The organism is Pseudomonas sp. BTN1, assembly GCF_001907715.1.
Taxonomy (GTDB): domain Bacteria; phylum Pseudomonadota; class Gammaproteobacteria; order Pseudomonadales; family Pseudomonadaceae; genus Aquipseudomonas; species Aquipseudomonas paracarnis.
On the sequence record NZ_MPBM01000009.1, the window covers coordinates 56,967 to 82,638 of the forward strand.

General features: G+C 61.1%; 27 protein-coding genes and 1 pseudogene. 7 read left to right on the forward strand and 21 right to left on the reverse strand.

The window, feature by feature from the left end; all coding sequences use genetic code 11:
* Positions 1-63 precede the first annotated feature (63 nt).
* The 3 genes from BMH52_RS03920 to BMH52_RS03930 all read left to right on the forward strand — a co-directional run bounded on the left by BMH52_RS03920 (position 64) and on the right by BMH52_RS03930 (position 2,694).
* A complete protein-coding gene (locus BMH52_RS03920; RefSeq protein WP_032901820.1) occupies positions 64-861 on the forward strand; it encodes a transporter substrate-binding domain-containing protein in 798 nt (265 codons plus the stop codon).
* 146 nt (positions 862-1,007) lie between these two features.
* Complete coding sequence (locus BMH52_RS03925; RefSeq protein ID WP_019820013.1) at positions 1,008-1,967, forward strand: amino acid ABC transporter permease; 960 nt, start codon at positions 1,008-1,010, stop codon at positions 1,965-1,967.
* Entirely contained in the window at positions 1,960-2,694 is a 735-nt protein-coding gene (locus BMH52_RS03930; RefSeq protein ID WP_020302382.1) for an amino acid ABC transporter ATP-binding protein, read from the forward strand. Before BMH52_RS03925 ends, BMH52_RS03930 begins: the two co-directional genes overlap by 8 nt.
* A gap of 113 nt (positions 2,695-2,807) precedes the next feature.
* Here BMH52_RS03930 and BMH52_RS03935 read toward each other — a convergent pair whose 3' ends face one another.
* From BMH52_RS03935 to ubiE, 12 genes and pseudogenes are all read right to left on the reverse strand, one after another.
* A complete protein-coding gene (locus tag BMH52_RS03935; protein WP_072434773.1) occupies positions 2,808-4,715 on the reverse strand; it encodes a methyl-accepting chemotaxis protein in 1,908 nt (635 codons plus the stop codon).
* Positions 4,716-4,850: 135 nt separating this feature from the next.
* Positions 4,851-5,723, reverse strand: a complete 873-nt coding sequence (locus BMH52_RS29905; RefSeq protein WP_370694792.1) for a methyl-accepting chemotaxis protein — start codon at positions 5,721-5,723, stop codon at positions 4,851-4,853.
* A pseudogene (locus BMH52_RS29910) lies at positions 5,709-6,767 on the reverse strand (methyl-accepting chemotaxis protein); the annotation flags it as partial. The pseudogene BMH52_RS29910 and the gene BMH52_RS29905, both read right to left, overlap by 15 nt.
* Positions 6,768-6,984: 217 nt before the next feature.
* Entirely contained in the window at positions 6,985-7,692 is a 708-nt protein-coding gene (locus BMH52_RS03945; protein WP_014716554.1) for a 16S rRNA (uracil(1498)-N(3))-methyltransferase, read from the reverse strand.
* Entirely contained in the window at positions 7,689-8,480 is a 792-nt protein-coding gene (gene tatC, locus BMH52_RS03950) for a twin-arginine translocase subunit TatC (protein WP_003187874.1), read from the reverse strand. The genes BMH52_RS03945 and tatC overlap by 4 nt, the downstream gene beginning before the upstream one ends.
* The gene (tatB, locus tag BMH52_RS03955) at positions 8,477-8,884 is read right to left on the reverse strand and encodes a Sec-independent protein translocase protein TatB (protein ID WP_003187876.1); all 408 of its coding nucleotides are present in this window, start codon (positions 8,882-8,884) and stop codon (positions 8,477-8,479) included. The genes tatC and tatB overlap by 4 nt, the downstream gene beginning before the upstream one ends.
* 10 nt (positions 8,885-8,894) lie before the next feature.
* Positions 8,895-9,173: a twin-arginine translocase TatA/TatE family subunit gene (locus BMH52_RS03960; RefSeq protein ID WP_003187877.1), complete on the reverse strand. Its 279-nt coding sequence runs from the start codon at positions 9,171-9,173 to the stop codon at positions 8,895-8,897.
* A 27-nt stretch (positions 9,174-9,200) separates the two neighbouring features.
* Positions 9,201-9,533: a phosphoribosyl-ATP diphosphatase gene (locus BMH52_RS03965; protein WP_003187881.1), complete on the reverse strand. Its 333-nt coding sequence runs from the start codon at positions 9,531-9,533 to the stop codon at positions 9,201-9,203.
* A gap of 2 nt (positions 9,534-9,535) precedes the next feature.
* Positions 9,536-9,928 carry a phosphoribosyl-AMP cyclohydrolase gene (gene hisI / locus BMH52_RS03970; RefSeq protein WP_003187884.1) on the reverse strand — a complete coding sequence of 131 codons (393 nt, stop codon included), beginning with the start codon at positions 9,926-9,928 and terminating at the stop codon, positions 9,536-9,538.
* Between the two features lie 41 nt (positions 9,929-9,969).
* Complete coding sequence (gene ubiB, locus BMH52_RS03975) at positions 9,970-11,574, reverse strand: ubiquinone biosynthesis regulatory protein kinase UbiB (RefSeq protein ID WP_019820016.1); 1,605 nt, start codon at positions 11,572-11,574, stop codon at positions 9,970-9,972.
* Entirely contained in the window at positions 11,571-12,194 is a 624-nt protein-coding gene (locus tag BMH52_RS03980; protein ID WP_019820017.1) for an SCP2 domain-containing protein, read from the reverse strand. Before BMH52_RS03980 ends, ubiB begins: the two co-directional genes overlap by 4 nt.
* Positions 12,194-12,964, reverse strand: a complete 771-nt coding sequence (gene ubiE / locus BMH52_RS03985; protein ID WP_003171186.1) for a bifunctional demethylmenaquinone methyltransferase/2-methoxy-6-polyprenyl-1,4-benzoquinol methylase UbiE — start codon at positions 12,962-12,964, stop codon at positions 12,194-12,196. The genes BMH52_RS03980 and ubiE overlap by 1 nt, the downstream gene beginning before the upstream one ends.
* A 145-nt stretch (positions 12,965-13,109) precedes the next feature.
* Between ubiE and BMH52_RS03990 the strand changes: the two genes are divergently transcribed.
* The 3 genes from BMH52_RS03990 to BMH52_RS04000 all read left to right on the forward strand — a co-directional run bounded on the left by BMH52_RS03990 (position 13,110) and on the right by BMH52_RS04000 (position 14,856).
* Complete coding sequence (locus BMH52_RS03990) at positions 13,110-13,385, forward strand: polyhydroxyalkanoic acid system family protein (protein ID WP_073842963.1); 276 nt, start codon at positions 13,110-13,112, stop codon at positions 13,383-13,385.
* A gap of 100 nt (positions 13,386-13,485) precedes the next feature.
* Entirely contained in the window at positions 13,486-13,908 is a 423-nt protein-coding gene (locus BMH52_RS03995) for a phasin family protein (RefSeq protein ID WP_072434779.1), read from the forward strand.
* Between the two features lie 12 nt (positions 13,909-13,920).
* A complete protein-coding gene (locus tag BMH52_RS04000) occupies positions 13,921-14,856 on the forward strand; it encodes a phasin family protein (protein WP_072434781.1) in 936 nt (311 codons plus the stop codon).
* A gap of 94 nt (positions 14,857-14,950) precedes the next feature.
* On the opposite strand, the gene BMH52_RS04005 is transcribed toward BMH52_RS04000, so the two are convergent.
* The 6 genes from BMH52_RS04005 to BMH52_RS04030 form a co-directional block, all read right to left on the reverse strand.
* Positions 14,951-15,466 (reverse strand): fimbrial protein, encoded by a 516-nt coding sequence (locus BMH52_RS04005; RefSeq protein ID WP_057702707.1) that lies wholly within the window; start codon positions 15,464-15,466, stop codon positions 14,951-14,953.
* Positions 15,467-15,484: 18 nt separating this feature from the next.
* Positions 15,485-16,441 (reverse strand): fimbrial protein, encoded by a 957-nt coding sequence (locus tag BMH52_RS04010; protein WP_073842965.1) that lies wholly within the window; start codon positions 16,439-16,441, stop codon positions 15,485-15,487.
* A complete protein-coding gene (locus BMH52_RS04015; protein WP_073842967.1) occupies positions 16,441-19,029 on the reverse strand; it encodes a fimbria/pilus outer membrane usher protein in 2,589 nt (862 codons plus the stop codon). The genes BMH52_RS04010 and BMH52_RS04015 overlap by 1 nt, the downstream gene beginning before the upstream one ends.
* A 145-nt stretch (positions 19,030-19,174) precedes the next feature.
* Positions 19,175-19,933, reverse strand: a complete 759-nt coding sequence (locus BMH52_RS04020) for a molecular chaperone (RefSeq protein ID WP_073842969.1) — start codon at positions 19,931-19,933, stop codon at positions 19,175-19,177.
* A gap of 5 nt (positions 19,934-19,938) precedes the next feature.
* Positions 19,939-20,712: a molecular chaperone gene (locus tag BMH52_RS04025; protein ID WP_072434789.1), complete on the reverse strand. Its 774-nt coding sequence runs from the start codon at positions 20,710-20,712 to the stop codon at positions 19,939-19,941.
* 53 nt (positions 20,713-20,765) lie between these two features.
* Positions 20,766-21,344, reverse strand: coding sequence for a fimbrial protein (locus BMH52_RS04030; protein WP_072434791.1), 579 nt, complete (start codon positions 21,342-21,344; stop codon positions 20,766-20,768).
* Positions 21,345-21,715: 371 nt separating this feature from the next.
* Between BMH52_RS04030 and BMH52_RS04035 the strand changes: the two genes are divergently transcribed.
* The gene (locus BMH52_RS04035; protein WP_072434954.1) at positions 21,716-22,378 is read left to right on the forward strand and encodes a response regulator transcription factor; all 663 of its coding nucleotides are present in this window, start codon (positions 21,716-21,718) and stop codon (positions 22,376-22,378) included.
* Positions 22,379-22,384: 6 nt separating this feature from the next.
* On the opposite strand, the gene BMH52_RS04040 is transcribed toward BMH52_RS04035, so the two are convergent.
* The 3 genes from BMH52_RS04040 to phaZ all read right to left on the reverse strand — a co-directional run bounded on the left by BMH52_RS04040 (position 22,385) and on the right by phaZ (position 25,651).
* Complete coding sequence (locus BMH52_RS04040; protein WP_057702491.1) at positions 22,385-23,005, reverse strand: TetR/AcrR family transcriptional regulator; 621 nt, start codon at positions 23,003-23,005, stop codon at positions 22,385-22,387.
* Positions 23,006-23,032: 27 nt separating this feature from the next.
* Positions 23,033-24,715: a class II poly(R)-hydroxyalkanoic acid synthase gene (phaC, locus tag BMH52_RS04045; protein ID WP_073842971.1), complete on the reverse strand. Its 1,683-nt coding sequence runs from the start codon at positions 24,713-24,715 to the stop codon at positions 23,033-23,035.
* Between the two features lie 90 nt (positions 24,716-24,805).
* A complete protein-coding gene (phaZ, locus tag BMH52_RS04050) occupies positions 24,806-25,651 on the reverse strand; it encodes a poly(3-hydroxyalkanoate) depolymerase (protein ID WP_019820034.1) in 846 nt (281 codons plus the stop codon).
* Positions 25,652-25,672: the final 21 nt, after the last annotated feature.

The following is a 25,672-nucleotide window of genomic DNA, read 5'->3' on the forward strand; positions in this document are numbered from 1 at the left end:
ACCCCGAAATGGCGCAGCCCTTCTGTGCGCCCACCTTATAAGAATCGTTCAGGGGTCTTGATGATGAAAAAGTATCTTTCGATGCTGATGCTCGGTGTCACCGCGCTGGTCGCCGCCACTGCGGCCCAGGCCGGCGCCATTGATGAGGCGGTCAAGCGCGGCACGTTGAAAGTCGGTATGGACCCCACCTACATGCCGTTCGAAATGACCGACAAGCGCGGCGAAATCATTGGTTTCGAAGTGGACATCCTCAAGGCTATGGCCAAGTCCATGGGCGTCAAGCTGGAGCTGGTGTCCACCGGGTACGACGGCATCATCCCGGCCTTCCTGACCGGCAAGTTCGACATGATTGGCAGCGGCATGACCCTGACCCAGGAACGCAACCTGCGCCTGAACTTCAGCGAACCCTTCATCGTGGTCGGCCAGACGCTGCTGATCCGCAAGGAACTGGAAGGTACCATCAAGTCCTACAAAGACCTGAACGACGAGAAATACCGCCTGACCTCCAAGCTCGGCACCACCGGTGAGATGGTTGCCAAGAAGCTGATCTCCAAGGCCAAGTACCACGGCTACGACAACGAGCAGGAAGGCGTGCTCGACGTGGTCAACGGCAAGGCTGATGCGTTCGTCTACGACGCACCGTACAACGTGGTGGCCGAAAAGAAGGTCGGGAACGGCAAGCTGGTGTTCCTGGAAGAACCCTTCACCTTTGAACCTCTGGCGTTCGGTTTGAAGAAAGGCGATTACGACAGCATCAACTTCATCAACAACTTCCTGCACCAGATCCGTAACGACGGCACCTACGATCGCATCCATGACAAGTGGTTCAAGAGCTCCGAGTGGCTCAAGGACATGGAATAAGGCCTGACTGAACACCGCGTCGCGCCCTTCGCGAGCAAGCCCGCTCCCACATTTGACCGAGTTGCAACATGAGAATGCGGTCAAAATGTGGGAGCGGGCTTGCTCGCGAAGGCGGCATGACAGGCGACAAAAAACTGGAAAGTGAAATGAAACAGAAAAAAGCCCAATGGCCCTGGCACCTGCTGACGGTGGTCGTGCTGGTCGGCCTGGCGGGTGCCTTGTACTACGCCACGTCGTTGATGTCCTACGAGTGGCGCTGGAACCGCGTCCCCCAATACTTCGCCTATCAAGCCGAAACCTCCCAGCGCGCTGCGGATATTTCCACTGTGGTCGAGTTGGTGCGCAAAGGCGATATGGCCGAAGTCACCCTGCGCAACGACGCCGGAGTGGAACAAAAGCTCACAGTCGCCGATAACAGCCTGCAAGTGGCGCGCGGCGATGATGTGGCTGAAGGCGATGTGGTCGGCGTGACTCGGCAATGGGCACTGGGGCCGTTGATGTGGGGCTTGTGGACCACGCTGTGGCTGTCGGTAGTGTCCGGCATTCTGGGCTTGGCGATTGGCTTGGCGACCGGGCTGTGCCGGCTGTCGAAAAACCCCACCTTGCGCGACCTGTCGACAATCTACGTCGAGCTGGTGCGGGGCACGCCGCTGCTGGTGCAGATCTTCATTTTCTATTTCTTTATCGGCACGGTGCTCAACCTGTCCCGGGAGTTTGCCGGGATTGCCGCGCTGTCGTTGTTCACGGGTGCCTACGTGGCAGAAATCGTGCGCGCCGGCGTGCAGTCCATCACCCGTGGCCAGGACGAAGCGGCGCGCTCCCTGGGCTTGAGTGCCAGCCAGTCGATGCGCCACGTGGTACTGCCCCAGGCCTTCAAGCGCGTGCTGCCGCCCCTGGCCGGGCAATTTATCAGCCTGGTCAAGGACACGTCCCTGGTGTCGGTGATCGCGATTACCGAGTTGCTCAAGAGCGGCCGCGAAGTGATCACCACCTCGTTCTCGCCGTTTGAAATCCTGTTTTGTGTGGCGGGCTTGTACCTGCTGATCAACCTGCCGCTGTCGAAGATGGCCAGCCGGCTTGAGCGGAGGCTTGCCCAAAGTGATTGAAGTACGCGATCTGGTAAAGGTCTTCGATACCCGTGGGCAGGTGGTGCGCGCGGTGGATCATGTCACCACCCAAGTGGCCAAGGGCGAGGTGCTGGTGGTGATCGGTCCCTCGGGTTCCGGCAAGTCCACCTTTCTGCGCTGCCTTAACGGCTTGGAGGAATTCGACTCGGGTTCGGTGAGCATCGACGGCCTGCAACTGGCCGACCCGAAGACCGACGTGAATGCCTACCGCCGTGAAGTCGGCATGGTGTTCCAGCACTTCAACCTGTTCCCTCACATGACCGTGCTGGAAAACCTGTGCCTGGCGCAAAAGGTCGTGCGCAAGCGCGGCAAGCAAGAGCGGGAGGCCAAGGCCCTGGCGCTGCTGGAAAAGGTCGGTATAGCGCAGAAAGCCCGCGAGTTTCCATCGCGCCTGTCTGGCGGCCAGCAGCAGCGGGTTGCCATTGCCCGGGCCCTGGCGATGGAGCCTAAGGTGATGCTGTTTGACGAGCCCACCTCGGCCCTCGACCCGGAAATGGTCGGTGAAGTGCTGGACGTGATGAAGACCCTGGCCCTGGAAGGCATGACCATGGTGTGCGTCACCCACGAGATGGGCTTTGCCCGGGAAGTGGCAGACCGGGTGTTGTTTTTCGATCACGGCAAATTGCTGGAAGACGCCGCGCCGGCGGAGTTCTTCAATGCGCCAAAAGACCCACGCGCCCAAGCCTTCCTGCGCCAGGTGCTATGACTGTAGGAGCGAGCTTGCTCGCGAAAAACGTCAACGAGAACGCCACGCACCCTGAATGAACGCGGCGGCCTTGGGTTTATCGCGAGCAAGCTCGCTCCTACAGTGGCGGTGTTTCAGAGCTTGAATTTGTCGACCAGCGTCTGCAAGTCCAGGCTCAACCTCGCCAACTGAACACTCGCCGCCGCCGTTTCCTCGCTGGCGGCGGCGGTTTGTTCCGATACGTCCCGTACCTTCAGCACACTGCGGTTGATCTCCTCGGCCACAGCGCTTTGCTGTTCCGCTGCGGCGGCGATCTGCGGGTTCATTTCCTGGATGATCGACACCGTGCGGGCAATGGCGATCAGGGCGTCGCCGGCGTCGCGGGTCAGGGTGACGCTGTTATCGGTCAGGTTACGGCTGCTGTCCATGATATCCGCCACCTGCTGGGTGCCGTTATGCAGGCCGAGGATCAGCCCTTCGATCTCCTCGGCCGATTCCTGAGTGCGTTGGGCCAGGCTGCGCACTTCGTCGGCGACCACCGCAAAGCCTTGGCCGGCAGCGCCCGCACGCGCCGCTTCAATGGCTGCGTTCAGGGCCAGCAGGTTGGTCTGCTGAGAAACAGACTTGATCACATCCAGCACACTGGCGATCTTCTGGCTCTCCTGTTGCAGCGCGAGCATCGCACGGCCCGACAGCGCCATTTCACTGGCCAGGTTGCCAATCTGCTCCATAGCCTGGGTGACCACCTGCTCACCGGCGCCGGCCTGATGGTCGGCTTCTTGGGCCGCCAGCGAGGCGCGTTCGGCGTGGCGCGCCACTTCCTGGGCAGTGGCGAGCATTTCATTCATTGCCGTCGCCACCTGGTCGGTTTCATCTTTCTGCTCGTTGAGCCCGCTGCGGGTCTGCTCGGTGACGGTGGATAACTGCGTGGCCGCTCCGGCGATCTGCCGGGCGCTGTCACCGATACTGCTGATCAGGCTACGCAGGCTGCGGGTCATTTGCCCGATGCTTTGCTGCAACTGGCCGAGTTCATCGCGACGGTCGACCGCCATGTCGTGGCTAAGGTCGCCCTCGGCAATGCGGCGTGCGGCGCCAAGGATCTCCCGCAGTGGTACCGCAATCTGCCGGGCGATCCACCAGGCGGCCAGCGCGCCCAGGGCCAGGGCGGCCACTGTCACGCTCATCAGCAATGTGCGGGTGTGGTCTGCCTCGCTGTTGCGCTTGGTGTTCTGGCTTTGGCTCAACTGGTTACTGTTGTCGCGCAGGTCATCGAGTTGCTGTTCGAAGCGGTTTTGCACGGTCTCCACGTTGAGCTGGGCTTCCTTGAACTCGATCAACTGCTCGCGATAGTTAGCCAGGTCGGTCTTGAGCAGTGCTGAGTCCACGGGCAGCGCTGTGACTGCCAGTTGCGCGGTCTCCAGGGCGTCAAGGGCCTTGCCGATGGCCTCTGTATACATTGCCAGCGATTGCGCGGCCCAGGCGGGGCTCTGGGCGCGATCTTCGGCCAGCTCCATGGCCTGCCGCAGTTGCTCGATGGCATCAAGGGCCTTTTCGTCGTTCTGATCAGGCAGGTCACTGGCAAATTGGGCGAGGGTATCGCTGGCTTGCAGGGCGACTTTTTTCAGCGCCTGGCGGATGCGCTCACGCTGTTCGACCAGGGGCGGAAGTTGCGTCAGTGCCGCCTTGAAGTGGCTTGCAAGGCTCTTGGCTTCTTCAAGTCGCTGCAGGTCAGCCGGGTCTTTCAGGCGGTTTGATAGGTCGGCCAAGTGCTGGTCCATCCGTTCAATCTTCGCGGCCATTTTGCTCAGGCTATCGCTGTCTGTCAGGGTGCGGTACACGATGCGGTCGGCGCGCATGGCCTCGGCGTCAACGGCCAACTGACCCAGGGTCGTCAGGCTATTGGATCGGTAAAGCACGGCGTTCAAGGCTTGCCAGCCCGTAGCGGCGATCAGGAAACTGAGGATCAGCACTTGGCCAAAACCCAGGGCGAGCTTGAGGCGGACGCTGGCATTGACCAGCACGCGGGTTAGCCGAGAAAACATGGTGAACCTCCGAATCAGAGAAAGCATTTCGCAACACATGAAACGCTAATTCGATTCGGGGCCGTGGAGGGCTGATAACTGCGTAGGAAATTTCACAAGTTACGGCGGCTTTGGTAAGCCGCCGTGTAGGGTAATTCAGACCCGGAAGCGCCCAACCAGGGTCTGCAGGTAGATCCCCAGGCGCGCCAGTTCGGCACTGGAGGACGCAGTTTCTTCGCTGGCCGACGAGGTTTGTTCGGAGATGTCGCGCACATTCAACACGCTGCGGTTGATCTCTTCAGCCACGGCGCTTTGTTGCTCGGCGGCGGTGGCGATCTGCGAGTTCATGGCCTGAATGGTCGAGACGGTGCGGGTGATATTGCCCAGCGCGTGGCCGGCGCGGCGCGTCAGCTCAACACTGCTCTCGGTCAGCCCGCGGCTGTTGTCCATGATGGTTGCCACCTGCTGGGTACCACTTTGCAGGCCGACGATCAGCTCTTCGATCTCTTCAGTGGACTTCTGCGTGCGCTGGGCCAGGCTGCGCACCTCGTCGGCCACCACGGCAAAGCCACGGCCGGCCTCACCGGCACGCGCGGCCTCAATGGCGGCGTTAAGGGCCAGCAGGTTGGTTTGCTGGGCCACGGATTTGATCACGTCGAGCACACTGCCGATCTTGTCGCTCTCGCGCTTGAGTTCACCCATGGCCACTGTGGAATTACCCACCTCGGTGGCCAGGCGCTCGATCTGGGCGATGGCTTCACCCACCACCTGGTCGCCTTCACGGGCTTGCTGGTCGGCAGCCACGGCGGCTTCCGAGGCCTCTTCTGCATTGCGCGCCACTTCCTGCACGGTGGCTGCCATCTCGTTCATGGCGGTGGCCACCTGGTCGGTCTCGACCTTCTGGCTGTTGACCCCGGCGCTGGTTTGTTCGGTCACGGCCGACAACTGCTCGGCGGCGCTGGCGATCTGGGTGACACCGTCGCTGATCCCGCCGATCAACTCGCGCAGGCCTACGGTCATGCTTTGCATGGCACGCTGCAATTGACCCAGTTCGTCCTGGCGGCCCGATTCCAGGTTGTGGCTCAGATCGCCGGAGGCCACACGCTCGGCGACTTTGAGGGTCTGGTTCAGGGGGATGACGATCTGGCGGGTGATGGCCCAGGCTGCGAAGATGCCGACGATCAGCGCCAGCACGGTGGCAAGCAGCAACAGGTATTTGGCCTGCGCGGCATCTGCGTCACGCACGGCGGTCTGGGAGACGGTGAGTTTTTCGCTGTGGCCCAGCAGGATGTCGCCTTGGGCGATCATGGTTTTCAGCGCAGCCGCGCTGGCGACCTGGGAATCGCGATACTGGCTGACGGCGGCGCGGTAGGCTTGCAGTGAAGCCCCGGCTTCTTGCAGGTTGGCCTGGTATTGGGCCGGCAGCTGGCCTTGCAGTTCGGTGATTTTCTTCAGGGCGTTGTCGATAGCATCCAGGGCCGGTTGCTCGGCTTCGACCTTGCCGCTGTAGGTGTAGCCGCGTACTTGGAAGCGCGATTGCTGGATCAGCTTGCCCTGCTCCACCACGCTGTTGAACTGGGTGACGCTGTCACCTTGCAGCAGGGCTTTTTCGATTTCATTGATCTTGGCGACAGCATTGTCGGCAGTGTCGCCGAGCTTGCTGCGAGCACCCTCACGCTTGAGGCCCGCCTGGACCATGGCCGCGAAGGCCTTTTTGTATTGGTTCAAGGCTTCCTGCTGTTGCTCGACCAGGGCTTTGTCGTCAGGTTGCTCGATCAGCTCGGCGGCGGTCTTCAGGCCGCTGTCGAGGTGGGCGAGCAGGCCGTCGACCTTGTCCGTGCCTTGCTCGCCACGGCGCATATCGAAGTCCAGACGTGCCAGGCGCAGGTCTTTGGTCAGGCCATTGAGGCTGGAAATGAAGCCCAGCTTGTCGCCGCGACTGATCACATCCCCCAGGCCGGTCCAGCCGGTAAAGGTGATCAACAGCGTCAGGACCAATACCAGGCCAAAGCCGACGCTCAGCTTGCGGTTGACGCTTACATTCCCCAACTTCTCGGCTAACCAACGATACATGCTGCGAACTCCCCTAGAACAAGGCTTGGACTTATTCAAAGGCTATCGGCACGGGCGCGAGATTCTGTAGCTATGCACATGATCGTTCCCACGCTCTGCTGATCGTTCCCACGCTCTGCGTGGGAATGAATGGCGTGACGCTCTGCGTCACAAGGGCGGACGCAGAGCGTCCTGAGCGGCATTCCCACGTAGAGCGTGGGAACGATCAGTCGGGGGGTTAGAACAGGCGGGCGAGCAGGGCCGTTACGGCGGTTTCGACGCGCAAAATACGTGCACCCAGTTGAACCGGCTGCAAACCGGCCTTGGCCAGCAAGTCCACTTCATAGGGAATCCAGCCGCCTTCCGGGCCGATCGCCAGGGTCACCGGTTCCTCGAGGGCTCGGGGGCAGGCTGGGTAATCGCCCGGATGGCCGATCAGGCCCAGGGTGCCAGCCGCCATGGCCGGCAGCCGATCTTCCACAAACGGCTTGAAGCGTTTCTCGATAATGATCTCGGGCAGCACCGTGTCCCGCGCTTGTTCCAGGCCGAGGATCAATTGCTCGCGCACCGCTTCAGGCTCCAGGAACGGGGTTTGCCAGAAGCTTTTTTCCACCCGGTAGCTGTTGACCAGCACCACCTTGGGCACGCCCATGGCCGCCACCGTTTGCAGCACCCGGCGCAGCATCTTCGGGCGGGGCAGGGCCAGCAGCAAGGTCAGGGGTAATTTGCTCGGTGGCGGTTGGTCGAAGCTCACTTGCAGTTCGGCTTCAGCGGCTTCCAGGCGCAGCAGTTGGGCATTGCCCATCAGCCCGCCAATGCGGCCCACGCGCAGGGAGTCACCGACGGCGGCGCGGTGAACCTCCTGCATATGCACCAGGCGCCGATCGCGCAGCACTACGCGGTCGGCCGCGATAAAGTCGGCCTCTTCGAGCAGCAGCAGGTTCACGGCTGGGTCGCAGGCGGCTGGTCGTCGTCGACAGGCGCGTCATCCGGGTGTTCGCCACGCTTGCTGATCAAGCCGCTGAACAGGATGCCCACTTCGAACAGCATCCACATCGGCACGGCCAACAAGGTCTGGGAGAAGATGTCCGGTGGCGTGAGGATCATGCCGACCACGAAGCAGCCGATGATCACATACGGGCGGATCTTCTTCAGGTACTTGACGTCGACCACGCCGATCCACACCAGCAACACTACCGCTACCGGAATTTCAAACGCCACGCCAAAGGCGAAGAACAGCGTCATCACGAAATCGAGGTAGCTGGTGATATCGGTCATCATTTCCACACCGGCTGGAGTCGCGGCGGCGAAGAACTTGAAGATCAGTGGGAACACCAGGAAATAGGCGAAGGCCATGCCGGTGTAGAACAGCAGGATGCTCGACACCAGCAACGGCACGGCGATGCGCTTCTCATGCTTGTAGAGGCCTGGCGCGATAAAACCCCAGATCTGATGCAGGATCACCGGGATCGCCAGGAACAGCGAGACCATCATGGTCAGCTTCAAGGGCGTCAGGAACGGCGACGACACATCGGTGGCGATCATCGTCGCGCCGGCCGGCAGGTACTGGCGCAGGGGCGTCGAGACGAAGGTGTAGATCTGCTGGGTAAAGGCGAACAGCCCGGCAAAGATGATGAAGATCGCCGCCACGCAACGCAGCAGGCGGGTACGCAGCTCGGTGAGGTGCGAGACCAGCGGCATATGCTGGTCGTTTTCCGGTTTATCAGCGCTCATGGGGCTCGCGGCGGCAATGTAGGGTCATGGGGTGCGGGCGACGCAACGGGCGTCGGCGCGGGCGTCGTAGGAGCGGGCGCTGCCGGTGCGGCGTCGGCCACAGGGGCTGGCGCGATGCTGTGCTCGGCCACCGGCGTTACCGGCTTGGCCGGCTCTTGCACCGGGGAAAGAATCTTGCGGGCTTCCTGCTCCAACGAGAGGATGTGCTCGTTGTGCAATTGCCGACGGATTTCGTCGGCACCGATTTCCCGTTCAACTTCCTGTTTGATCGCGTTGAAACTGCGCTTGAGGCGCCCGATCCACAAGCCGGCGGTCCGTGCGGCACCGGGCAGGCGTTCCGGCCCCAGTACCAGCAGGGCCACCAGGCCGACGAGCAGCAGTTCAGAGAAGCTGATACCAAACATTAGTCAGTGCTCACGAGTCTTTGCGGGTCGGCTCTTGGACCTTTTCAGCCTGCACGTCGAAGGTACGGCGCTCGGTGATCGGCTGGGTGGCCTGCGGGTGAACAGGCTGGGCCGGTGGCACCGGGTTGGCGCTTGGCTCGGCTGGCTTTTCATCATCGTTCATGGCTTTGCGAAAGCCCTTGATCGACTCGCCCACATCGGTGCCCAGGTTCTTGAGCTTCTTGGTGCCGAACACCAATACCACCACCACCAGAATGACGATCCAGTGTTTCCAGTCAAAAATGCCCATGCTTCAAATCCTCAAGTCTTACGTTATTCAGGCGGACGGGCGCGAGGCCTTCTCGGCGTGCCCGGACAAGCCGAAGCGACGGTCCAGTTCATCCAGCACGGCCTGTGGGTGCTGCCCCAGTTGGGCGAGCATCACCAGGCTATGGAACCACAAGTCTGCGGTCTCATAGATTACATCGCTGTAATCACCGCTGATTTGCGCGTCCTTGGCCGCAATGATGGTCTCGACGGATTCTTCGCCGAGTTTTTCCAGAATCTTGTTCAGACCCTTGTGGTACAGGCTGGCGACGTAGGAGCTGTCGGCATCCGCGCCTTTGCGGTCTTCCAGCACCTGGGCCACACGGTTCAGGGTATCGCTCATGTTCAGTGTCCTGCAGGGTAGATGGCGTGCGGGTCTTTGAGCACCGGCTCCACAACCTTCCATTCGCCATTCTCGAACACGCGATAGAAGCAACTGTGGCGGCCAGTGTGGCAGGCAATGCCGCCGATCTGCTCGACCTTGAGGATCACCACGTCGGCATCGCAGTCCAGGCGCAGCTCGTGCAGGGTCTGCACGTGCCCGGATTCTTCGCCCTTGCGCCACAGTTTGCCACGCGAACGTGACCAGTAGATGGCGCGCTGCTCGGCGGCGGTGAGGCTCAGGGCCTCGCGGTTCATCCAGGCCATCATCAGCACGCGCCCGGTCTTGTAGTCCTGGGCAATGGCCGGCACCAGGCCGTCACTGTCCCACTTGATCTCATCCAGCCAGTCTTTCATGTTCGGCTCCGGCAATTTGCGACAGTGTATAACCGGATGGGCTATCGACGCACGATCAGATAAACACCCACGGCGACCATGATGCCGGCTGGCCAGTGGCCCAGTTGGTTCAATGGCCCACCAATCGCCAGCATCACACCGCCCACCAGGTGCGCGGCGCCGAGCAGGCGCAGGAACCAGTCGTCCTTGCGCTTGCGCCACGGTGGCTCAGGGTCCTTGGCGTGGGGCTGGGACATGCGCTCCAGCAGGTCGCGGGTCATGTTGGCCAGGTGCGGCAGCTGTTCGAACTGGCTGTGCAGGTTGCCCAGCATGGTTTTGGGGCTCATGCGCTCGCGCATCCAGCGTTCCAGGAAGGGTTGCGCGGTGTTCCACAAGTCGAGGTCCGGGTACAGCTGGCGGCCCAGGCCTTCGATGTTCAGCAGGGTCTTCTGCAACAACACCAACTGCGGCTGTACTTCCATATTGAAACGCCGCGCGGTCTGGAACAGACGCATCAGTACCTGACCGAAGGAAATATCTTTTAACGGTTTTTCAAAGATCGGCTCGCAGACGGTACGGATCGCCGCTTCGAATTCGTTGAGCTTGGTTTCCGCCGGCACCCAACCCGAATCAATGTGCAGCTGCGCCACACGACGGTAGTCGCGCTTGAAGAAGGCAAACAGGTTGCGCGCCAGGTAATCCTGGTCTTCCGGGGTGAGGCTGCCGACGATGCCGCAGTCGATGGCGATGTACTGCGGGCTCCACGGGTTGACGGTGCTGACGAAGATGTTGCCCGGGTGCATGTCGGCGTGGAAGAAGCTGTCGCGGAACACTTGGGTGAAGAAGATTTCCACACCGCGCTCGGCCAGCATCTTCATGTCGGTGCGTTGGTCGGCCAGGGTCGCAAGGTCGGTGACCTGCACGCCGTAGATGCGCTCCATCACCAGCACTTTGGGCCGGCACCAGTCCCAATACACCTGCGGCACGTACAACAGTTGCGAGCCTTCGAAGTTGCGTCGCAATTGGCTGGCGTTGGCCGCTTCGCGCAGCAGGTCGAGTTCGTCGTAGATGGTTTTTTCGTAGTCGGCGACCACGTCCACCGGGTGCAGCAGGCGCGCATCGGCAGAGAAGCGTTCGGCCGCGCGGGCCAGGATGAACAGCCATGCCAGGTCCTGGCCGATGATCGGCTTGAGGCCTGGGCGAATGACTTTCACCACCACTTCTTCGCCGGTCTTGAGCTGCGCGGCGTGCACTTGCGCCACCGACGCCGAGGCCAGGGGCTCGACGTCGAAGCGGCTGAACACCTCGCTGATCTTCTGGCCCAGCTGTTCTTCGATCAGCGCCATCGATTGCTGCGAATCGAACGGCGGCACGCGGTCTTGCAGCAGCATCAGCTCGTCGGCGATGTCTTCGGGCAACAGGTCGCGGCGGGTGGAGAGGATCTGCCCGAACTTGATGAAGATCGGCCCCAAATCCTGCAATGCCAGGCGCAGGCTGGCGCCACGGCTCAACGGTGACGGTTTGCGCGGCAACCAGCGCCACGGCAGCACATAACGCACCGCCAGCAGGAACCATGGCAAAGGCAGGGCAAACAGCAGGTCATCGAGACGGTAGCGGATTACGACGCGCTGGATACGAAACAAACGGCGGACGGCGAGCAGCTTCATGCGTTATCGCTTGGATCAAGGGAACGGCTCAAGCGCTCGAAGCGGGCCTCGAGGCGTTCCAGGTCGATTTTGGCCTTGTCGAGCTCGCGAAAGCGCGCTTGCGCTTCCCGTTGCCCGACCAGGGTGCGCGATTCTTCGCTCAGGTATTCGGCAAGGTTCTGGTTGAGGCTGGCGAACCCTTGCTGGTACCAGCGCGAGCGGCTGCGCAGGTGCCCGCTGATCAACTGGGTGGCGACGGGGCCAATCCAGCGCGACAGTTCGTATTCCCAGTCCAGCTCCAGGTCTTGCAGCACGGCGGCCAGGTCCATCAGCACCGCACTGTCGCCTTCCAGTTCCACCTCGGGGCTGTGGAGGATGGCGGTCTTGTTGCGGCTCAGTGCCAGGTGCAACAGGCTTGAGGCTGGCGCACGCAGAGTGCAATCGGCCTCAGCGGCCCATTGAGTGGCGAGCAGCAGGCCTTCATCGCTGGGCAGGATAAACAGCTGCAAGGCGGGGCTTCGGCAGTCGACGGCAATGACTTTGCCGGTCAGGTGCGCGAGCCGCGCCAGGGCGGTGCTGTCCAGGCGCAGTACACGGTTGAGGCCGTGCTCGACGCTGGCGAGAAGACCTTGCAGCAGCATCAGGGCTTGATGCCGCGGTGCAGGGCGACGATGCCGGACGTCATGTTGTGGTAGGTCACGCGGTCGAAACCGGCCTCCACCATCATCGACTTCAGGGTTTCCTGGTCCGGGTGCATGCGGATCGACTCGGCCAGGTAGCGGTAGCTCTCGGCGTCGTTGGTGATCAGCTTGCCCATCAGTGGCATGAAGGCGAACGAATAGGTGTCGTAGACCTTGGACATCAGCGCGTTGGTCGGCTTGGAGAATTCCAGCACCAGCAGGCGGCCACCCGGCTTGAGTACGCGCAGCATCGAGCGGATCGCGTCTTCCTTGTGAGTCACGTTACGCAGGCCGAAGGCGATGGTCACGCAGTCGAAATGGTTGTCGGGGAAGGGCAGCTTCTCGGCATCGGCCTGAACGAACTCGATATTGCCGGCCACGCCTTTGTCGAGCAGGCGGTCGCGGCCAACCTTGAGCATCGAACCGTTGATATCGGCCAATACCACCTGGCCGGTGGGGCCAACCAGCTTGGAGAACTTGGCCGCCAAATCGCCCGTGCCACCGGCGATGTCCAGCACCCGGTTGCCGGTGCGTACGCCCGACAACTCGATGGTGAAGCGCTTCCACAGGCGGTGCATGCCGCCGGAGAGCACATCGTTCATCAGGTCGTACTTGGCCGCCACGGAGTGGAACACCTCAGCGACTTTTTCCGCTTTCTGGCTTTCCGGGACGTTCTTGAAGCCGAAGTGAGTGGTGGGTTCGGCATCGCTGCCTTTGCGCTGATCAGTCATATCGCTGTCACCAAAAGAGAATGCGGGACATGATAATCCCCAAGGCCTACTTTGTCTTGGCAAGGCTGCAGGTAAGATAGGCGCTCATCGAGACCTTTTGCCGCATGGCGGGTGTTCTGAGTCGTTATATAGAGGAGTCATTGCAATGGCCCGTATTACCGTTGAGCGTGAACATACCCTGGGAAAAGAACAGGCGCGGGCCAAGGCTGAGCAATTGGCGCGCAAACTCGAGGATAAATATGGGGTGGAGTCTTTATGGGCTGGCGACACCCTGAAGCTCAAACGTTCCGGGGTTAAGGGCACGGTCGCGGTAGGCGAAGACTCGCTGCGCATCGATGTCGAACTCGGCCTGTTGATGTCGGCCATGAGTGGCACGATCAAGTCTGAAATCGAAAAATCCCTGGATAAGGCGTTGGCCTAACCTGGCTCTTAGGGTGCCGATTCTAATTTTAAACCCTACTTTGTGCCCAAGCCCTCAACTCCTGCGGGCCGTCCTCCACCCTTTTTGCGTGAGGTGCACCATGGCCAAAGTTATTTTGAAGAAAAAAATCGACGTTCAAACCACCCCCCTGAGTGAGGTTAAAAGCTATGCCCGCAAGATCTGGCTGGCGGGCCTTGGTGCCTATGCAAAGGTAGGCAGCGAGGGCGGCGAATACTTCAAAGAGCTGGTCAAGAGCGGCCAACATATTGAAAGCAAAGGCAAAAAAGTTGTAGTTGAACAACTTGATGCCGCCAACAGTCAGATTGATCAAGTAAAGAGTAATGTCTCCGGCGTCAGAGGCTTGGTTGAAGTTCAGCTGGATAAAGTTGAAAAAGCTTTTGACACGCGTGTTGCAAGTGCCTTGAATCGAATCGGCATTGCGTCTAAACATGACGTGGAGACACTCTCTGCTAAGCTCGAAGAGCTGACGGCATTGCTCGAACGTGTCGCGCGTAAACACTAAGGAGACATCGGGATGGCTGTTAAAAAGACTACTCAGAAAGAAGGCAGCTCGTGGGTTGGGGAAGTTGAAAAATATTCCCGCAAAATCTGGCTTGCTGGTTTAGGCGTGTACTCGAAGGTTAGCAGTGACGGCGGTAAATACTTCGAGACTCTGGTCAAGGACGGCGAGAAGGCCGAGAAGTTGACCAAGAGCACAGTCGGTAAAAAAGTGGACGCGGCCAAGGCAACTGCCGGTTCCGCCAAGTCGAGCATTTCTGACACCTGGGGCAAGTTGGAAGAAACCTTCGACAAGCGCCTCAATAGTGCGATTTCGCGACTGGGCGTACCCAGCAAGGCTGAGTTAAAGGCGCTGCACAGCAAGGTCGATACCCTGACCAAGCAAATTGAGAAGCTGACCGGCGCCAAAGCGGCTCCCGCCAAGACTGCCGCGGCCAAGCCAGCAGCAAAACCGGCGGCCAAACCTGCGGCTAAAACAGCCGCGGCAAAACCCGCCGTTAAAACTGCCGCCAAGCCTCTGGTTAAAGCCGCCGCCAAGCCGGCTGCAAAAGCCGCTGCCAAAGCGCCTGCCAAAACCGCTGCGAAACCTGCGGCCAAGCCAGCGGCTAAAACTGCTGCCGCTAAACCGGCCACCAAGCCTGCCGCTAAGCCAGTGGCCGCTAAAACCGCCGCGAAACCTGCGGCTAAACCGGCTGCCAAGCCTGCGGCTAAAACAGCGGCTGCCAAACCTGCCGCCAAGCCCGCCGCTGCCAAACCTGCAGCTAAACCTGCAGCGGCCAAAAAGCCTGCGGTAGCGAAAAAACCGGCAGCCGCCAAGCCTGCTGCGGCGGCCAAGCCAGCAGCGGCGCCAGCACCGGCCGCTTCTACCGCCAATTCGGTGTCCGCACCGACGCACGCGGCCGCTACTGCGACTGCAACGCCGGTCAACCCGACGCCATCCAGTCAGTCCTGATTTTTGCGGGACAGAAAAATGCCCGGCCTGTAGAGGCCGGGCATTTTTTATGCTTGGCAAAAATCAGCTATCGCGGGGCTTTATCCCAAGCCCATCAGTTGTAAGTGATCGAAACAGTCACGGCACTGGCCAGGGTACCGTGGGTAATTGCTTCTCCGGTTTTATGGTAAGCCGCTTTGAGTGGCAGTACCGCCTTGCTGGCGCTTGTCGCAACCGTACGGCTGCGTTGTACCTCGGTGCCATTGGCGGGGATGATGCCGGTGCTGGCCAGCCACAGTGCGGTGCCGCCCGATGTTCCCGTGTTGGCAAAGAGCTCGGCGTTGCCGGCAGAGGGGGTGCCGGCGAACTGGAAGATCACGTTCTTGACGTCCGAGTCGCAGTCGGCGGCAAGTTCAAAGTCGTGCTCTCCCGCAGAGTCGGTAGTGTCGAAGTCCGATACTTTGACCGCAGGCAAGGTAATCGTGCGGTTTACATCGCCGGCGTTAAGGTTGCAGGTGCCAGCATTGACCACGCCTTGAAATGTCAGGGTGCCAGTAGTGGCAGCGAGCGCGGCGGGGATGTCCAGGCTTGCGGTGATTGCCAGTAGCAGGGGCAGTGTAGGTAGACGCATCATGAGTCCTCAGGGGGTTCAGTTGTAGGTGATGTTGACGGTGGCAGTACTGGTCAGCGTGCCTTGGCCGACCGTGCCGCTCTTGTGGTACGCCGCGCCGAGTGGCAATACCGCGCGATTGCCGGTCACAACCAGCGTGCGTTCGTTGTCGCTGCCATTGGCAGGAATGGTTCGGTGAGTGCCGTCGATCCGCGAGTACAGCCACAGCGCCACGCCGTTGGCCGTGCCGGTGTTGGCAAAGAGCAGGTTGTTGTCAGTCGATGGCTGGCCGGAAAAACGAAAGGTGACGTTGGTGGCGTCGCTGCAATTGGCCGTCAGCTCAAAATGGCGCGCGCCGGCGTAGGGGCCGCTGTTGAAAGCACTGACCTGCACGGGGTCGAGCGTGATGGTGCGGTTGACATCACCGGCGGCGAGGTCGCAAGTGGCGACGGGGCTGACGAAAGTAACCGAGTTGTCGAGCTTGAGCTCAAAGCGCCCCAGAATCTGGCCGATGCGGGTCAACATCGTGTAATGGTAGACCCTTCCCGCAGGCACCTCCCCTCTGGTCACCGGCCCGATCTTGTAGAAGATTGCCTCGGCATTGGTGAAGATGGGGTGGCTTCCGCTGGGCAGGTAACCCACGGAATTGTCAAACGCATAGAAATTGCTCGCTGGACGGGCATCGGTAATCCTTATACGGATGCCGATGCCGGGAACCTCGGTTTGATTGATCGTGGTGGCCTGGTGATGCAGGTAATTGCGCGATGCAATTTGTATCAACGTCACGCTGTTGCAATTCATGAAGCGGGCCGCAGCCACACCGCTGAACGGTTGCTCGGTGATCACGCTGCCCACCGGCAGGTCGCGCGGTACGGTGATAGTCGCCGGAAGGGAGAGGCCGTGGGTGGAGTTCATATAGCTGTCGCACTCCGCTTGCGCAGCGATCGGCAGGCCAAGCACCAGCAATGTTGGGATGAGTCTGATCAATGTCTTCATCATGCATTCCGAGCAGTCACGAGGTATTTGTCGACAGGCGCTGCATGTGCGGCAACGGGTGTTTCGCTCCGGCAGATGCCTGCGTTCAGATGGCGTACGCGGTGGGCCGCGTCTGGGTGGGGGCGCGCACTTAGCGCGTAATGCAGCTTGCATGAAGCATTAGCTTGCGGGCCCCATTTGACGGTCAGTCGCCCTTCTGTGCGCGCCACGCGAACAAAGGCTTTATCGCCCTGGCCAACGATGCCGACGCTTGCGCCGTCTTCATCGAATACATCCGCACCGAATGGCAGCGGGTTGCCATCCTCACGCTGCGCCGTGATCAATACGGCTTGCCCACTGACCGTTTCGAACTGCAACTGCACCACCGAGCCGGCCCGAGGGGCGACGTTCTGCGCGGCGGTCTTGAGCTCTACATCGACGGACAGGTCCTTGGGGTCCAGCTCGACCACGTTCTGGCGGTAAGGGGTGAGATGCGGCACCACGGCATAACCGCTCTTGCCGATCTGGGCGCTGTGGTTACCGTTGATCCTTGCGCCCAGAGCGTCGGGGGCCTGGACGAGGCCGATGGTGTCGCCCAGCTCCGGTGCAAAGGTCACGCCGCCACGGTGGGCGACGATGCCGCCAGTCATGCCCAGGGAGGTCGATTGGTACGCGTTGCTCTGGCCGTAGCTTGCCGATAGCGCGCCCTGGGACGTCTGGTATTTCAGGTCGGCGCTGGTGGCGTAGCCGCTGCCCTGGGCACGGCTGCTGCTCAGGCCGTAGCTCAACTCACTGCGCTCGCCAAGGGTGCCACCCAGGCCCAGACGCTCACCTGAGCTTTGGCCGCCTCGGTAAGCAGTGGTCGTCAGGGTGGGCGTGCGGGCACCGCTGCCCAGCGGCAGGCTCACGGTAAAATCCAGCTGCTTGTCCACATGCTCAGTCAGCAAGTCACGGGTACGCTGCGCGCTGACTGTGTAGTGCAGCCCGTTCCATGTGCCGCTGTAGCCGGCGGTGAATGTCAGGTTGCCATTGTTACGGTTCCAATAGTTTTGCGAGGAGCCGGTGAGGTACACCGAGCCGTCGCCCACGCGTTGATTGAGGCTGATGTCCATCCGGTCGCGCAGGCGCGACACACGGTCAAGCTTGAGCCCGTCCAGGGCGAGGTCGCGGATGTGCGCCGCATCGCTCACGCTCAAGAAGCCTTCGGTGGAGTAGCGGTAGGCACCCAGGGCGAAGTGAGTACCGGTGTGGGCGAAGTTTTTGCTATAGCGTAGCTGCACGCTTTGCCCATCGCGTGAGCCATGCCCCGGCAGGTGGGCGTTGGACTGGGTCATGTCCAGCGACAGTGCACCGAACGGCGTGTTGAACGCAGCGCCCAGTAACTGCGAGCGGTAGTCCTCGCCTATCACGGCGCCGGTATAACCGGTCAGCAAATTGCTCAGGCCGTGTTGGTAGGTAGCCTGCATCACTCTGGGCGGATGGTGCAGGCCGATTTCATCGAGCAGTCCGGCACTCAACGAGTAACGGCTGTAGCCGGGGCGCAGCAGGTGGGCGTTGGCGGCAAAGGGGACGATGAACTCGCGGGTACGGCCATCGGCTTCGGTCACAGTGACGTTCAGATCGCCGCCATACCCGGTGGGGAACAGGTCCTTGAGCACGAACGGGCCGGGCGCCACGGAGACTTCATCGAGCAGTACGCCACGCTGGCGCACAGTGACCCGTGCGCTGGTTTCGGCGACACCGCGCACCACCGGCGCAAAGCCGGTCAGCGAGTCGGGGAGCATCCGGTCATCGCTGGACAGGCTGGCGCCGCGCAGGCGCACGCTGTCGAACAGCTCGCCGGGGGTATAGATTTCGCCGAGCACCAACTGGGACTTCAAGGCGCCCAACTCCCGCTGTACATACGTGGCGCTGCTTTGATAGCCCGAGGCGGTATGGGTACGGCTGTAATTGCCATTGTGGCGCCAGTGCCAGTCGCCCAGGTTGAGCCCGGTATTCAAGCCCAGGTAGCTGGAGCCCAGGGTGCGCCCGTCGGTGCGCGTGGTGAAGGTGCTGGCGTTGTAACGTACAAACGCGGCATCCACGCCGCCATCCCAATGTTGCGGGTCGACATAGCCGCGTGGCTGACGGGCCAGGTAAATCTGCGGAACCTGCAGGTCCAGGCGACTTTCGCCCGAGTCGAACCGGCTGCTGGCGCCGGGCAGGTAGCTGGCGATGTCGGCACAGTTGGAAAGGGCAGCCGGTTGAACGTTATCGACCGTGACGCCAAACCTGAGCAACGCCTGGCGTTCCAGGCACAGTTGCGCGGTGTCCTGGCCGGTGACGTTGGAGAAGGACAGAGTTTCACGCCCGATCCACTGGCCGTTGAGGTGCACGTCGGCGCGGTAGTTGCCGGGCAGGATGACGTTGCCTTGGTTGAATTTTGCAATATCGACTTGCGCGCCCGCCTTGCCGCCCGGAAAAAAGGCCGGGTTGAATTCGACCTGTTCGGCACTCTGGGCGTAGAGGCTGCAGGCGCCACTGATCAGCAGCAGGCTGTGCACGGTCAGCTTGAATCGATGGCGTGCCGGGGATGGATAGTTAACGCCGGCTGGCGTGTTGAAACTCATGTTCAGCGTTCTCGAAAAGCAGGTGTCAGCCAACGCTTGGCATAGGGATTCCCTACCCCAACCAATGGGCATCGACATAAAGAGATGGAAGCGTGGGAGGCGCCGCTCAGGGCGCGCTACGCGAGAAGGTCAGGTACCTGGGGCGTCATGGCGGGACCTTGGCGCTGTGGGCGATTTTCACGCCATAGTCGTCGAGTGTCTGGAATTGCACGGTGGCCGTGGCACTGGGCGCAGAGTTGAGCGTGGGCAGCTCAAAACGAAGGCGGCCACCGGGCAATACCATGTTTGCGCTGCTGGGCGACGCGGTTTTACGTGCGTGCCGTTGCCCCGAGTCCAGCACCTCGACGGCTTCGAAGGTCACGTGATAGGGCGTTGGGTTGAATACTTCCAGGCCCTGGCCCTGGGCGTTCGATACGCGTCGCCATTGCAGTTTTCCAGGCGCGGCTTGCACCCCGTACGCAAGATTGTGCGGGCGGTAAAACAGCTTGATCCGCGAGCGGAACGCCAGCTGCAGTTGATTACCGGTTTGCGCGCCTGGGGGCTGGGCAGGCACCTCCAACAGGTTGAACCAGAACAGGCTTTCCTGTGTCGTTGGCAAGGGTTCGCCCGTATAGGCCACGCGTACCACCTGTTGCTTGCCTGGCTCCATGCGAAAGATCGGCGGGGTCACCACAAACGGAATGTCGCCCTGCTCCGGCGTCGAGTGCTCGTCGCCCTTGTCCAGCCAGGTCTGGACCAGCACCGGTGCCTGGTTTTTGCTTTCCAGCCTGACGGTAACCTCTTTGTCGCTTTGCGGGTAAACCACACGGGTGCTGTTGATGATCACGCTCGCCTGCAACGTCGTTGCGCCCAGCAGCGTGAAAGTCAGCAAGGTGGTCTGCGCCAGAATCCAACGTACATTCATACGGGTTACCCCCTACACGCGGGCAGTGCTGCCGAATGCCGCACGCGGGCACCGAAGTCGCTGACGCTGGTGAACTCAACCCTGGTCGGCGCTGGCGGGCACTCGCGCAGCAGCGGCAGCGCAAAGCGTTTTACGTCGCCGGCCGGCAGCAGCAGGCTGTCGTTGGCGCTCTGGTTCGGCGCTTTGGCAAAGCGCTGGGCGGAGCTGAGCAATTCGACGGAGGCGAGCGAGACGTGATAAGGCGTCGGGTTAGTGGCTTGCAGAGCGTAGCCGCGCTCGTGGGCGACCAGTTTCCATTGCAACCTGGATGCCGCGCTTGCCACCGGGTAGGGCAACGCTTGCGGGCGCACGAACACGCGCAACCGCGTGCGGAACGCCAATTCGATCTGGTTGTTGTCTTCACCTTTTGCGGCACTTGGCGGCACTTCCAGCACATTCAGCCAGAACAGGCTTTCGCGATCGGCAGGCAGAGGCTCGCCCGAGTAGCGCAGGCGTAGCGCCTGTTGCTGGTGCGGCTCGATACGAAAGATCGGAGGGGACGCACTCAACGGCGCTTTTGCAGTGGCCGCGGTCGAGTACCGGTCGCCGTCGTCCAGCCAGGTCTGTACCAATGCCGGGCGGGTGCCCTTGTTTTCAAGGCGCACGATCACCTCTTGCCGCTCGGCAGGGTAGATCACCCGGGTGCCGTGGATAATGACGCCTGCGTCAGCGGTAAGCGGGCATAGCAGCATCGCAGCAGACACACAGGCGGCAACGGTAAGACGTGTCTTGATATTCATCATCTGGTCTCTTCACCCAGGGAGGAGCCCGCTCGCGCAGGCCCGCTCGCGCTTTATTCGGCGTACTCGATCATGAACCCGACTCGGGTATTGACCTTGCCTTCGGCAGCCGGGCCGCTGGCGTACAGCTGTGCAGCCAGAGGGATGGTTGCCTGGTTATCGGCGATCACCACGCCTTCGGATTTCTCCGTGTACACATTGATTGGCGTGCCGCTACGGCTAGTGACTTCTACCTGTACATTCTTGGCATTGGTGGTGTCGGACGGATCGTCATAGCCATCGATGTTCAAGCGGCCCGTGGCCACGTCGATAGCCGGGCTGGTGGGGTCGAAGGCAACCATGGCGGTACGTCCGTTGGTGCAACTGCCCTCACCCGGCGCGCCGATGCGAATGGAGAAACCAGTCAAATTGGCGCGACTGCCCGCCGTAGCCAAGCGTGCAGCGGAGACGCCACCCAGGTTTACGTCCTTGACCACGGCACCTGTGCCCGGCGTCGCACCTTCGACGGTGCAGGTCACATCGGTCACCAAGCCACTGAAATTGATCACGCCATCGGCGGCGTGCGCCGAGGGCGACACCGCGGCGGTCAAGGCCAGCGCGGTTGCAACGGAAGATAAAACGTTGGCTTTCATTATGTTCCTGATCTTGATTGATTGAAGTTTCCCGTCGCAGGTTGATGCTCAGCGCCTGTGAACCCGTGTCGAATTTTTTCACGGGGCGGGTGTGCATAATTTGTATCTAAAAATGAATGCGCTCTATAGTGAAGCCACGAGTTTTAGTTCGTGATTGTTCGAAAGCGTATTGTTTTGTTTAAGAATTTTTGGCGGGGGCTGAAGTTCGGAAACTTCCTTCAGGTTTTTCTGTAAGAAGTGGCTGTAAGTAAACGTAGTACTGTTATGTCCGCTTATTGAATCCTGCATAAGGCTGGTCTATAGCGTGCAGTACTGCATTGATTTAGGCGGGAGCTGTTATGCCAACTTCATCAGTTACTGTCTGTACCGTCATGCTGCTCGACGACCATGAAATGGTGCGCCAGGGTATCGAGCTGGGATTGAATGCCGAAGCCGACATCCAGGTCATCGGCTCCTACGGCACGGGGCGGCAATTGCTTGAGGCGCTGGCCCAGCAGCCAGCGCATGTGATAGTCATGGACTTTGTCCTGGCGCCCGCCGACATCGATGGCCTCAGCCTGCTTCAGTCACTGGGCAGGCGTTTCAGCCAGTGCCGAGCCGTGATCGTATCTTCGGACTGTTCGCCCGCCACGGTGTCGCTGGCCCTGAAGGCGGGGTGTTGGGGGATTTTGGGCAAGACTCAGAATCTGACCGAACTGATCACGGCTATTCGAACTGTCGCTCAGGGGCGGCTTTATCTACCGCCTTGTATGGTGCCGACATTACAAGGCAGGCAGTCGGCGTTCGATAGCGTCACCCTGAAGTCGACAGTTGATGTTTCCATGCCGCTGTCATTGAACTCGGGACTGACGCCCAAAGAGCGGGAAGTATTGCGTTGTTTTCTCGATGGTATGTCGGTAAGTTCGATTGCAGCAAAGTTCTCCCGCAGTGCAAGTACCATCAGTACGCAAAAACAGTCGGCATATAGAAAGTTGGGCGTGCGTAACGACAGTGAACTGTTCAAGTTTATTCAGCACTTCGGTGGGCCTGAGTGAATACCGTCAATGCGGATCATCCAGATAGCCCAAGGCCCAGCGCTCGGTGGCCTGACGTGCGGGTGACACCAGGTGTGGCGCCACCAGCATCATGACCTGGTACACCACCACCCGGACCTCGCCTTCACGGTCCAGGACGCGTTGGTAATCCAGGGAAAACAGCAGGGTCATGGTGATCTGCTCCACCAATTGCCCCAGTGCCTGGGTGCCACTGACCAGTTGCCCTGCGGCTTTCAACCGAGCCAACAGTGAGGCCAGGGTGCGCTTGAGCGCCGTGAGCAGGTGGCGAACCCCTTTGGCCAGCTTGGGCAAGCGCCCGGCCAGGTTCGACAGGTCCTGGAACAGGAACCGGTAGTGAGCCATGCGCTCCACTATCAGGTGCAGGAACAGCCAGTAATCCTCGGCCTCCAGTTGCGCATCGGCGGGAGGATCGAGCAGTGGCGCCAACTCGCTTTGAAAGCGCTCGAACAGCCCCAGCACCAACGGCTCCTTGCCATGGAAGTGGTAGTAGAGGTTGCCGGGGCTGATCCCCATTTCATTGGCCACCTCCATGGTCGATACGTTCGGCTCGCCCTTGTGGTTGAACAGCAGCAGGGCGCATTCAAGGATACGGTCGCGGGTCTTCATCCAGTCTTCTTAATGTGATCGTTGAGCTCAACGCACGCGCACGTAAGTGCCTGGCGCTGCTTCCATCGGTGGGTAATTCTGGTTGCCCAGAGCGGTGAGGGTTTCGCGTTGTACACCGGAGCGTTTTTGCACCCACTCCAGCCACTGCGGCCACCAACTGCCTTCGACGTGCTGGGCGTCGTAATACCAGGCGCGCGGGTCGCTGCTCAGCTTGAGGTTCTCGACGTAGTTGGCCTTGGGGTTACCCGGTGGGTTGAGGATGCTCTGGATATGCCCGCTGTTGGACAGCACGAAGCGCCGCTCGCCGCCCAGCAGTTGCGTGGAGCGGTACACCGCGTCCCACGGCGTGATGTGATCGTTGATGCCTGCCACGCTGAAGCTGTCCACCGCGACCTTGCGCAAGTCGATGGGCGTGCCGCATACCTCCAGGCCGCCAGGGTGGCTCAGGGGGTTGTGCTTGAAGAAGTCCAGCAGGTCACCGTGCAAGGCCGCAGGCAGGCGCGTGTTGTCGTTGTTCCAGTACAGGATGTCGAACGCCGGCGGTTCCTTGCCCAGCAGGTAATTGTTGATCCAGTAATTCCAGATCAAGTCGTTGGGGCGCATCCAGGCAAACACCTTGGCCATGTCGCGGCCATCCAGCACGCCTTGCTGGTAGGAGCGGCGCTTGGCGGCCTCCAGGGTTTGTTCATCGGCGAATAGGGTTGCGGGGCTATCGATCTGGCTGTCGAGCAGGCTTACCAGGTAACTGGCGCTGGAGATGCGCCGCAACTGGCGCTTGGCTTGCAGGTGGCCTTGCAGGGCGGCGATGGTCAGGCCCCCGGCGCAGGCGCCCATCAGGTTGACCTCGCGGGCGCCAGTGATGGCCCGGCACACGTTGAGCGCTTCTTCCAGCGCCGACACGTAGGTGGACAGGCCCCATTCGCGATGCCGCACGTCCGGGTTACGCCAGCTGACCATAAAGGTCTGCAGGCCGTTTTTGAGCGCGTATTGCACAAAGCTGTTGGCCGGGCTCAGGTCGAAAATGTAGTACTTGTTGATTTGCGGCGGCACCACCAGCAGTGGCTTGGCGTACTGTTTTTCGCTCATGGGCTTGTATTGGATCAGCTCCAGCAGCTCATTGCGAAACACCACCGAACCGGGGGTGGTCGCCACGGTCTTGCCCACTTCGAAAGCGTGCTTGCTGACCTGGCGCGGCAAACCGTTGTTGTGCAGCAGGTCTTCGAACAAATTACTCACGCCACGCACTACGCTGTTGCCGCCGGAGTTGAGCAACTCCTTGATCGCCAGCGGGTTGAGCAGGGTGTTGGAAGGGGACACGGCATCGTTGAGCAGGGCGAAGGCGAACTGCGCGCGGGCGCGATCATCGTCACTGAGGGCGCTGTCATCGATCCACTGCCGTGTCTGTTTTTGCCAGCTCAGATAGGCTTGCAAGCTGCGGCGGTACAGCGGGTTGAGCTTCCAGGTGGGGTCGCTGAAGCGATGGTCCCTGGGGTTGGGTTCGTGCACGGTCTCACCCAGCAGCACACGGCCCAGCTGGCCGCCCAGGGCCAGGGCGTGGCGAGCGGTGTGCACCGGGTTGCGCAGGCCGTGCGCGGCGACGGTACGCAGGGTCGACAGCAAGTCCCGGCCGCGCAGGCCGGTGATCGCATTTTGCGCGTTGATGAACGCAGCGGGGGTGGGCGCCGGGTTCGTCACGGGTCTTTCTCGCATGAGCCAACACTCCTTCGTCAAGTCATCAAGCAGGCACGCCAATCCAGAACCATAGTCGGTTCCTGGCAAGTTGCGCGGTGGTGTGGTCCTTCACACCGCCGGTCGCGGATGTATCACGGCACGCAGGCGCTCCTCCTCCAGAAACTTCATGATGATCGGCGCCACGGCTTCGGCCCGGGTGATCAGGAACAGGTGGCCGTCGTCGATGATGTGCAACTGCGCATTGGGGATGCGCCAGGCGAGCATGCGCATGTTGACCAGCGGGATCAGCGGGTCATCGTCCCCGGCCAGCACCAGGGTGGGCTGGCGGATCTTGTGCAGCCAGTGAATGCTGGTCCAGCCCAGCCCGGCAAACAGTTGCCAGTAGTAACCCAGCTTGCCGGCCGAGCGCACTTTGCTGGCGTGCTCGGCGGCCAGTTTGGAATCTCGGCGGAACGAACCGCCATAAATCATCGGTGCAATGCGCACCACGTGGGACGGCTGGATATAACGCCTGGGGCTTGCCATCAGCCACAACACCTTGGGCTTGCCCGGCACCATGAAAGCCCCGGCTGCGGTGGCCGCCAGGATCAATTTCTTGCAGCGCTCGGGGTAGTCATACGCAAATTGCTGGGCCAGCGCTCCGCCCCAGGACACGCCCACGGCATTCACTTGGCCGTAGTCGAGGTAATCGAGCATGCGGGCGGTGAGCTTGGCCAGGCCGGGAAAGCGGTAGGGCCGGTTCGGCGTCGAGGAACCGCCCACGCCGGGCACGTCGAAGGCGATCACTTCCAGGTCCGGGTCCAGGGCCTGGACGAACGGAAACACCAGCTCAAGGTTGGCGCCGATGCCGTTGAAGATCAGCAGCGGGGTCAAGTGCGGCTTGCCCGGGCGTACCGCCGTGCGGATGGTCTGGCCATCCAGGTCGATGGTACGGAAGATGAACGGTTGCGCCATGCTCAAGCCCTGTGAAGTGTT

Coding starts and splice junctions, on each gene's coding strand:
- BMH52_RS03920 (WP_032901820.1), top strand. CDS start 64: ATGAAAAAGTATCTTTCGATGCTGATGCTCGGTGTCACCGCGCTGGTC.
- BMH52_RS03925 (WP_019820013.1), top strand. CDS start 1,008: ATGAAACAGAAAAAAGCCCAATGGCCCTGGCACCTGCTGACGGTGGTC.
- BMH52_RS03935 (WP_072434773.1), bottom strand. CDS start 4,715: ATGTTTTCTCGGCTAACCCGCGTGCTGGTCAATGCCAGCGTCCGCCTC.
- BMH52_RS29905 (WP_370694792.1), bottom strand. CDS start 5,723: ATGCAAAGCATGACCGTAGGCCTGCGCGAGTTGATCGGCGGGATCAGC.
- tatC (WP_003187874.1), bottom strand. CDS start 8,480: ATGAGCGCTGATAAACCGGAAAACGACCAGCATATGCCGCTGGTCTCG.
- tatB (WP_003187876.1), bottom strand. CDS start 8,884: ATGTTTGGTATCAGCTTCTCTGAACTGCTGCTCGTCGGCCTGGTGGCC.
- BMH52_RS03960 (WP_003187877.1), bottom strand. CDS start 9,173: ATGGGCATTTTTGACTGGAAACACTGGATCGTCATTCTGGTGGTGGTG.
- BMH52_RS03965 (WP_003187881.1), bottom strand. CDS start 9,533: ATGAGCGATACCCTGAACCGTGTGGCCCAGGTGCTGGAAGACCGCAAA.
- hisI (WP_003187884.1), bottom strand. CDS start 9,928: ATGAAAGACTGGCTGGATGAGATCAAGTGGGACAGTGACGGCCTGGTG.
- ubiB (WP_019820016.1), bottom strand. CDS start 11,574: ATGAAGCTGCTCGCCGTCCGCCGTTTGTTTCGTATCCAGCGCGTCGTA.
- BMH52_RS03980 (WP_019820017.1), bottom strand. CDS start 12,194: ATGCTGCTGCAAGGTCTTCTCGCCAGCGTCGAGCACGGCCTCAACCGT.
- ubiE (WP_003171186.1), bottom strand. CDS start 12,964: ATGACTGATCAGCGCAAAGGCAGCGATGCCGAACCCACCACTCACTTC.
- BMH52_RS03990 (WP_073842963.1), top strand. CDS start 13,110: ATGGCCCGTATTACCGTTGAGCGTGAACATACCCTGGGAAAAGAACAG.
- BMH52_RS03995 (WP_072434779.1), top strand. CDS start 13,486: ATGGCCAAAGTTATTTTGAAGAAAAAAATCGACGTTCAAACCACCCCC.
- BMH52_RS04000 (WP_072434781.1), top strand. CDS start 13,921: ATGGCTGTTAAAAAGACTACTCAGAAAGAAGGCAGCTCGTGGGTTGGG.
- BMH52_RS04005 (WP_057702707.1), bottom strand. CDS start 15,466: ATGCGTCTACCTACACTGCCCCTGCTACTGGCAATCACCGCAAGCCTG.
- BMH52_RS04010 (WP_073842965.1), bottom strand. CDS start 16,441: ATGAAGACATTGATCAGACTCATCCCAACATTGCTGGTGCTTGGCCTG.
- BMH52_RS04015 (WP_073842967.1), bottom strand. CDS start 19,029: ATGAGTTTCAACACGCCAGCCGGCGTTAACTATCCATCCCCGGCACGC.
- BMH52_RS04020 (WP_073842969.1), bottom strand. CDS start 19,933: ATGAATGTACGTTGGATTCTGGCGCAGACCACCTTGCTGACTTTCACG.
- BMH52_RS04025 (WP_072434789.1), bottom strand. CDS start 20,712: ATGAATATCAAGACACGTCTTACCGTTGCCGCCTGTGTGTCTGCTGCG.
- BMH52_RS04030 (WP_072434791.1), bottom strand. CDS start 21,344: ATGAAAGCCAACGTTTTATCTTCCGTTGCAACCGCGCTGGCCTTGACC.
- BMH52_RS04035 (WP_072434954.1), top strand. CDS start 21,716: ATGCTGCTCGACGACCATGAAATGGTGCGCCAGGGTATCGAGCTGGGA.
- BMH52_RS04040 (WP_057702491.1), bottom strand. CDS start 23,005: ATGAAGACCCGCGACCGTATCCTTGAATGCGCCCTGCTGCTGTTCAAC.
- phaC (WP_073842971.1), bottom strand. CDS start 24,715: ATGCGAGAAAGACCCGTGACGAACCCGGCGCCCACCCCCGCTGCGTTC.
- phaZ (WP_019820034.1), bottom strand. CDS start 25,651: ATGGCGCAACCGTTCATCTTCCGTACCATCGACCTGGATGGCCAGACC.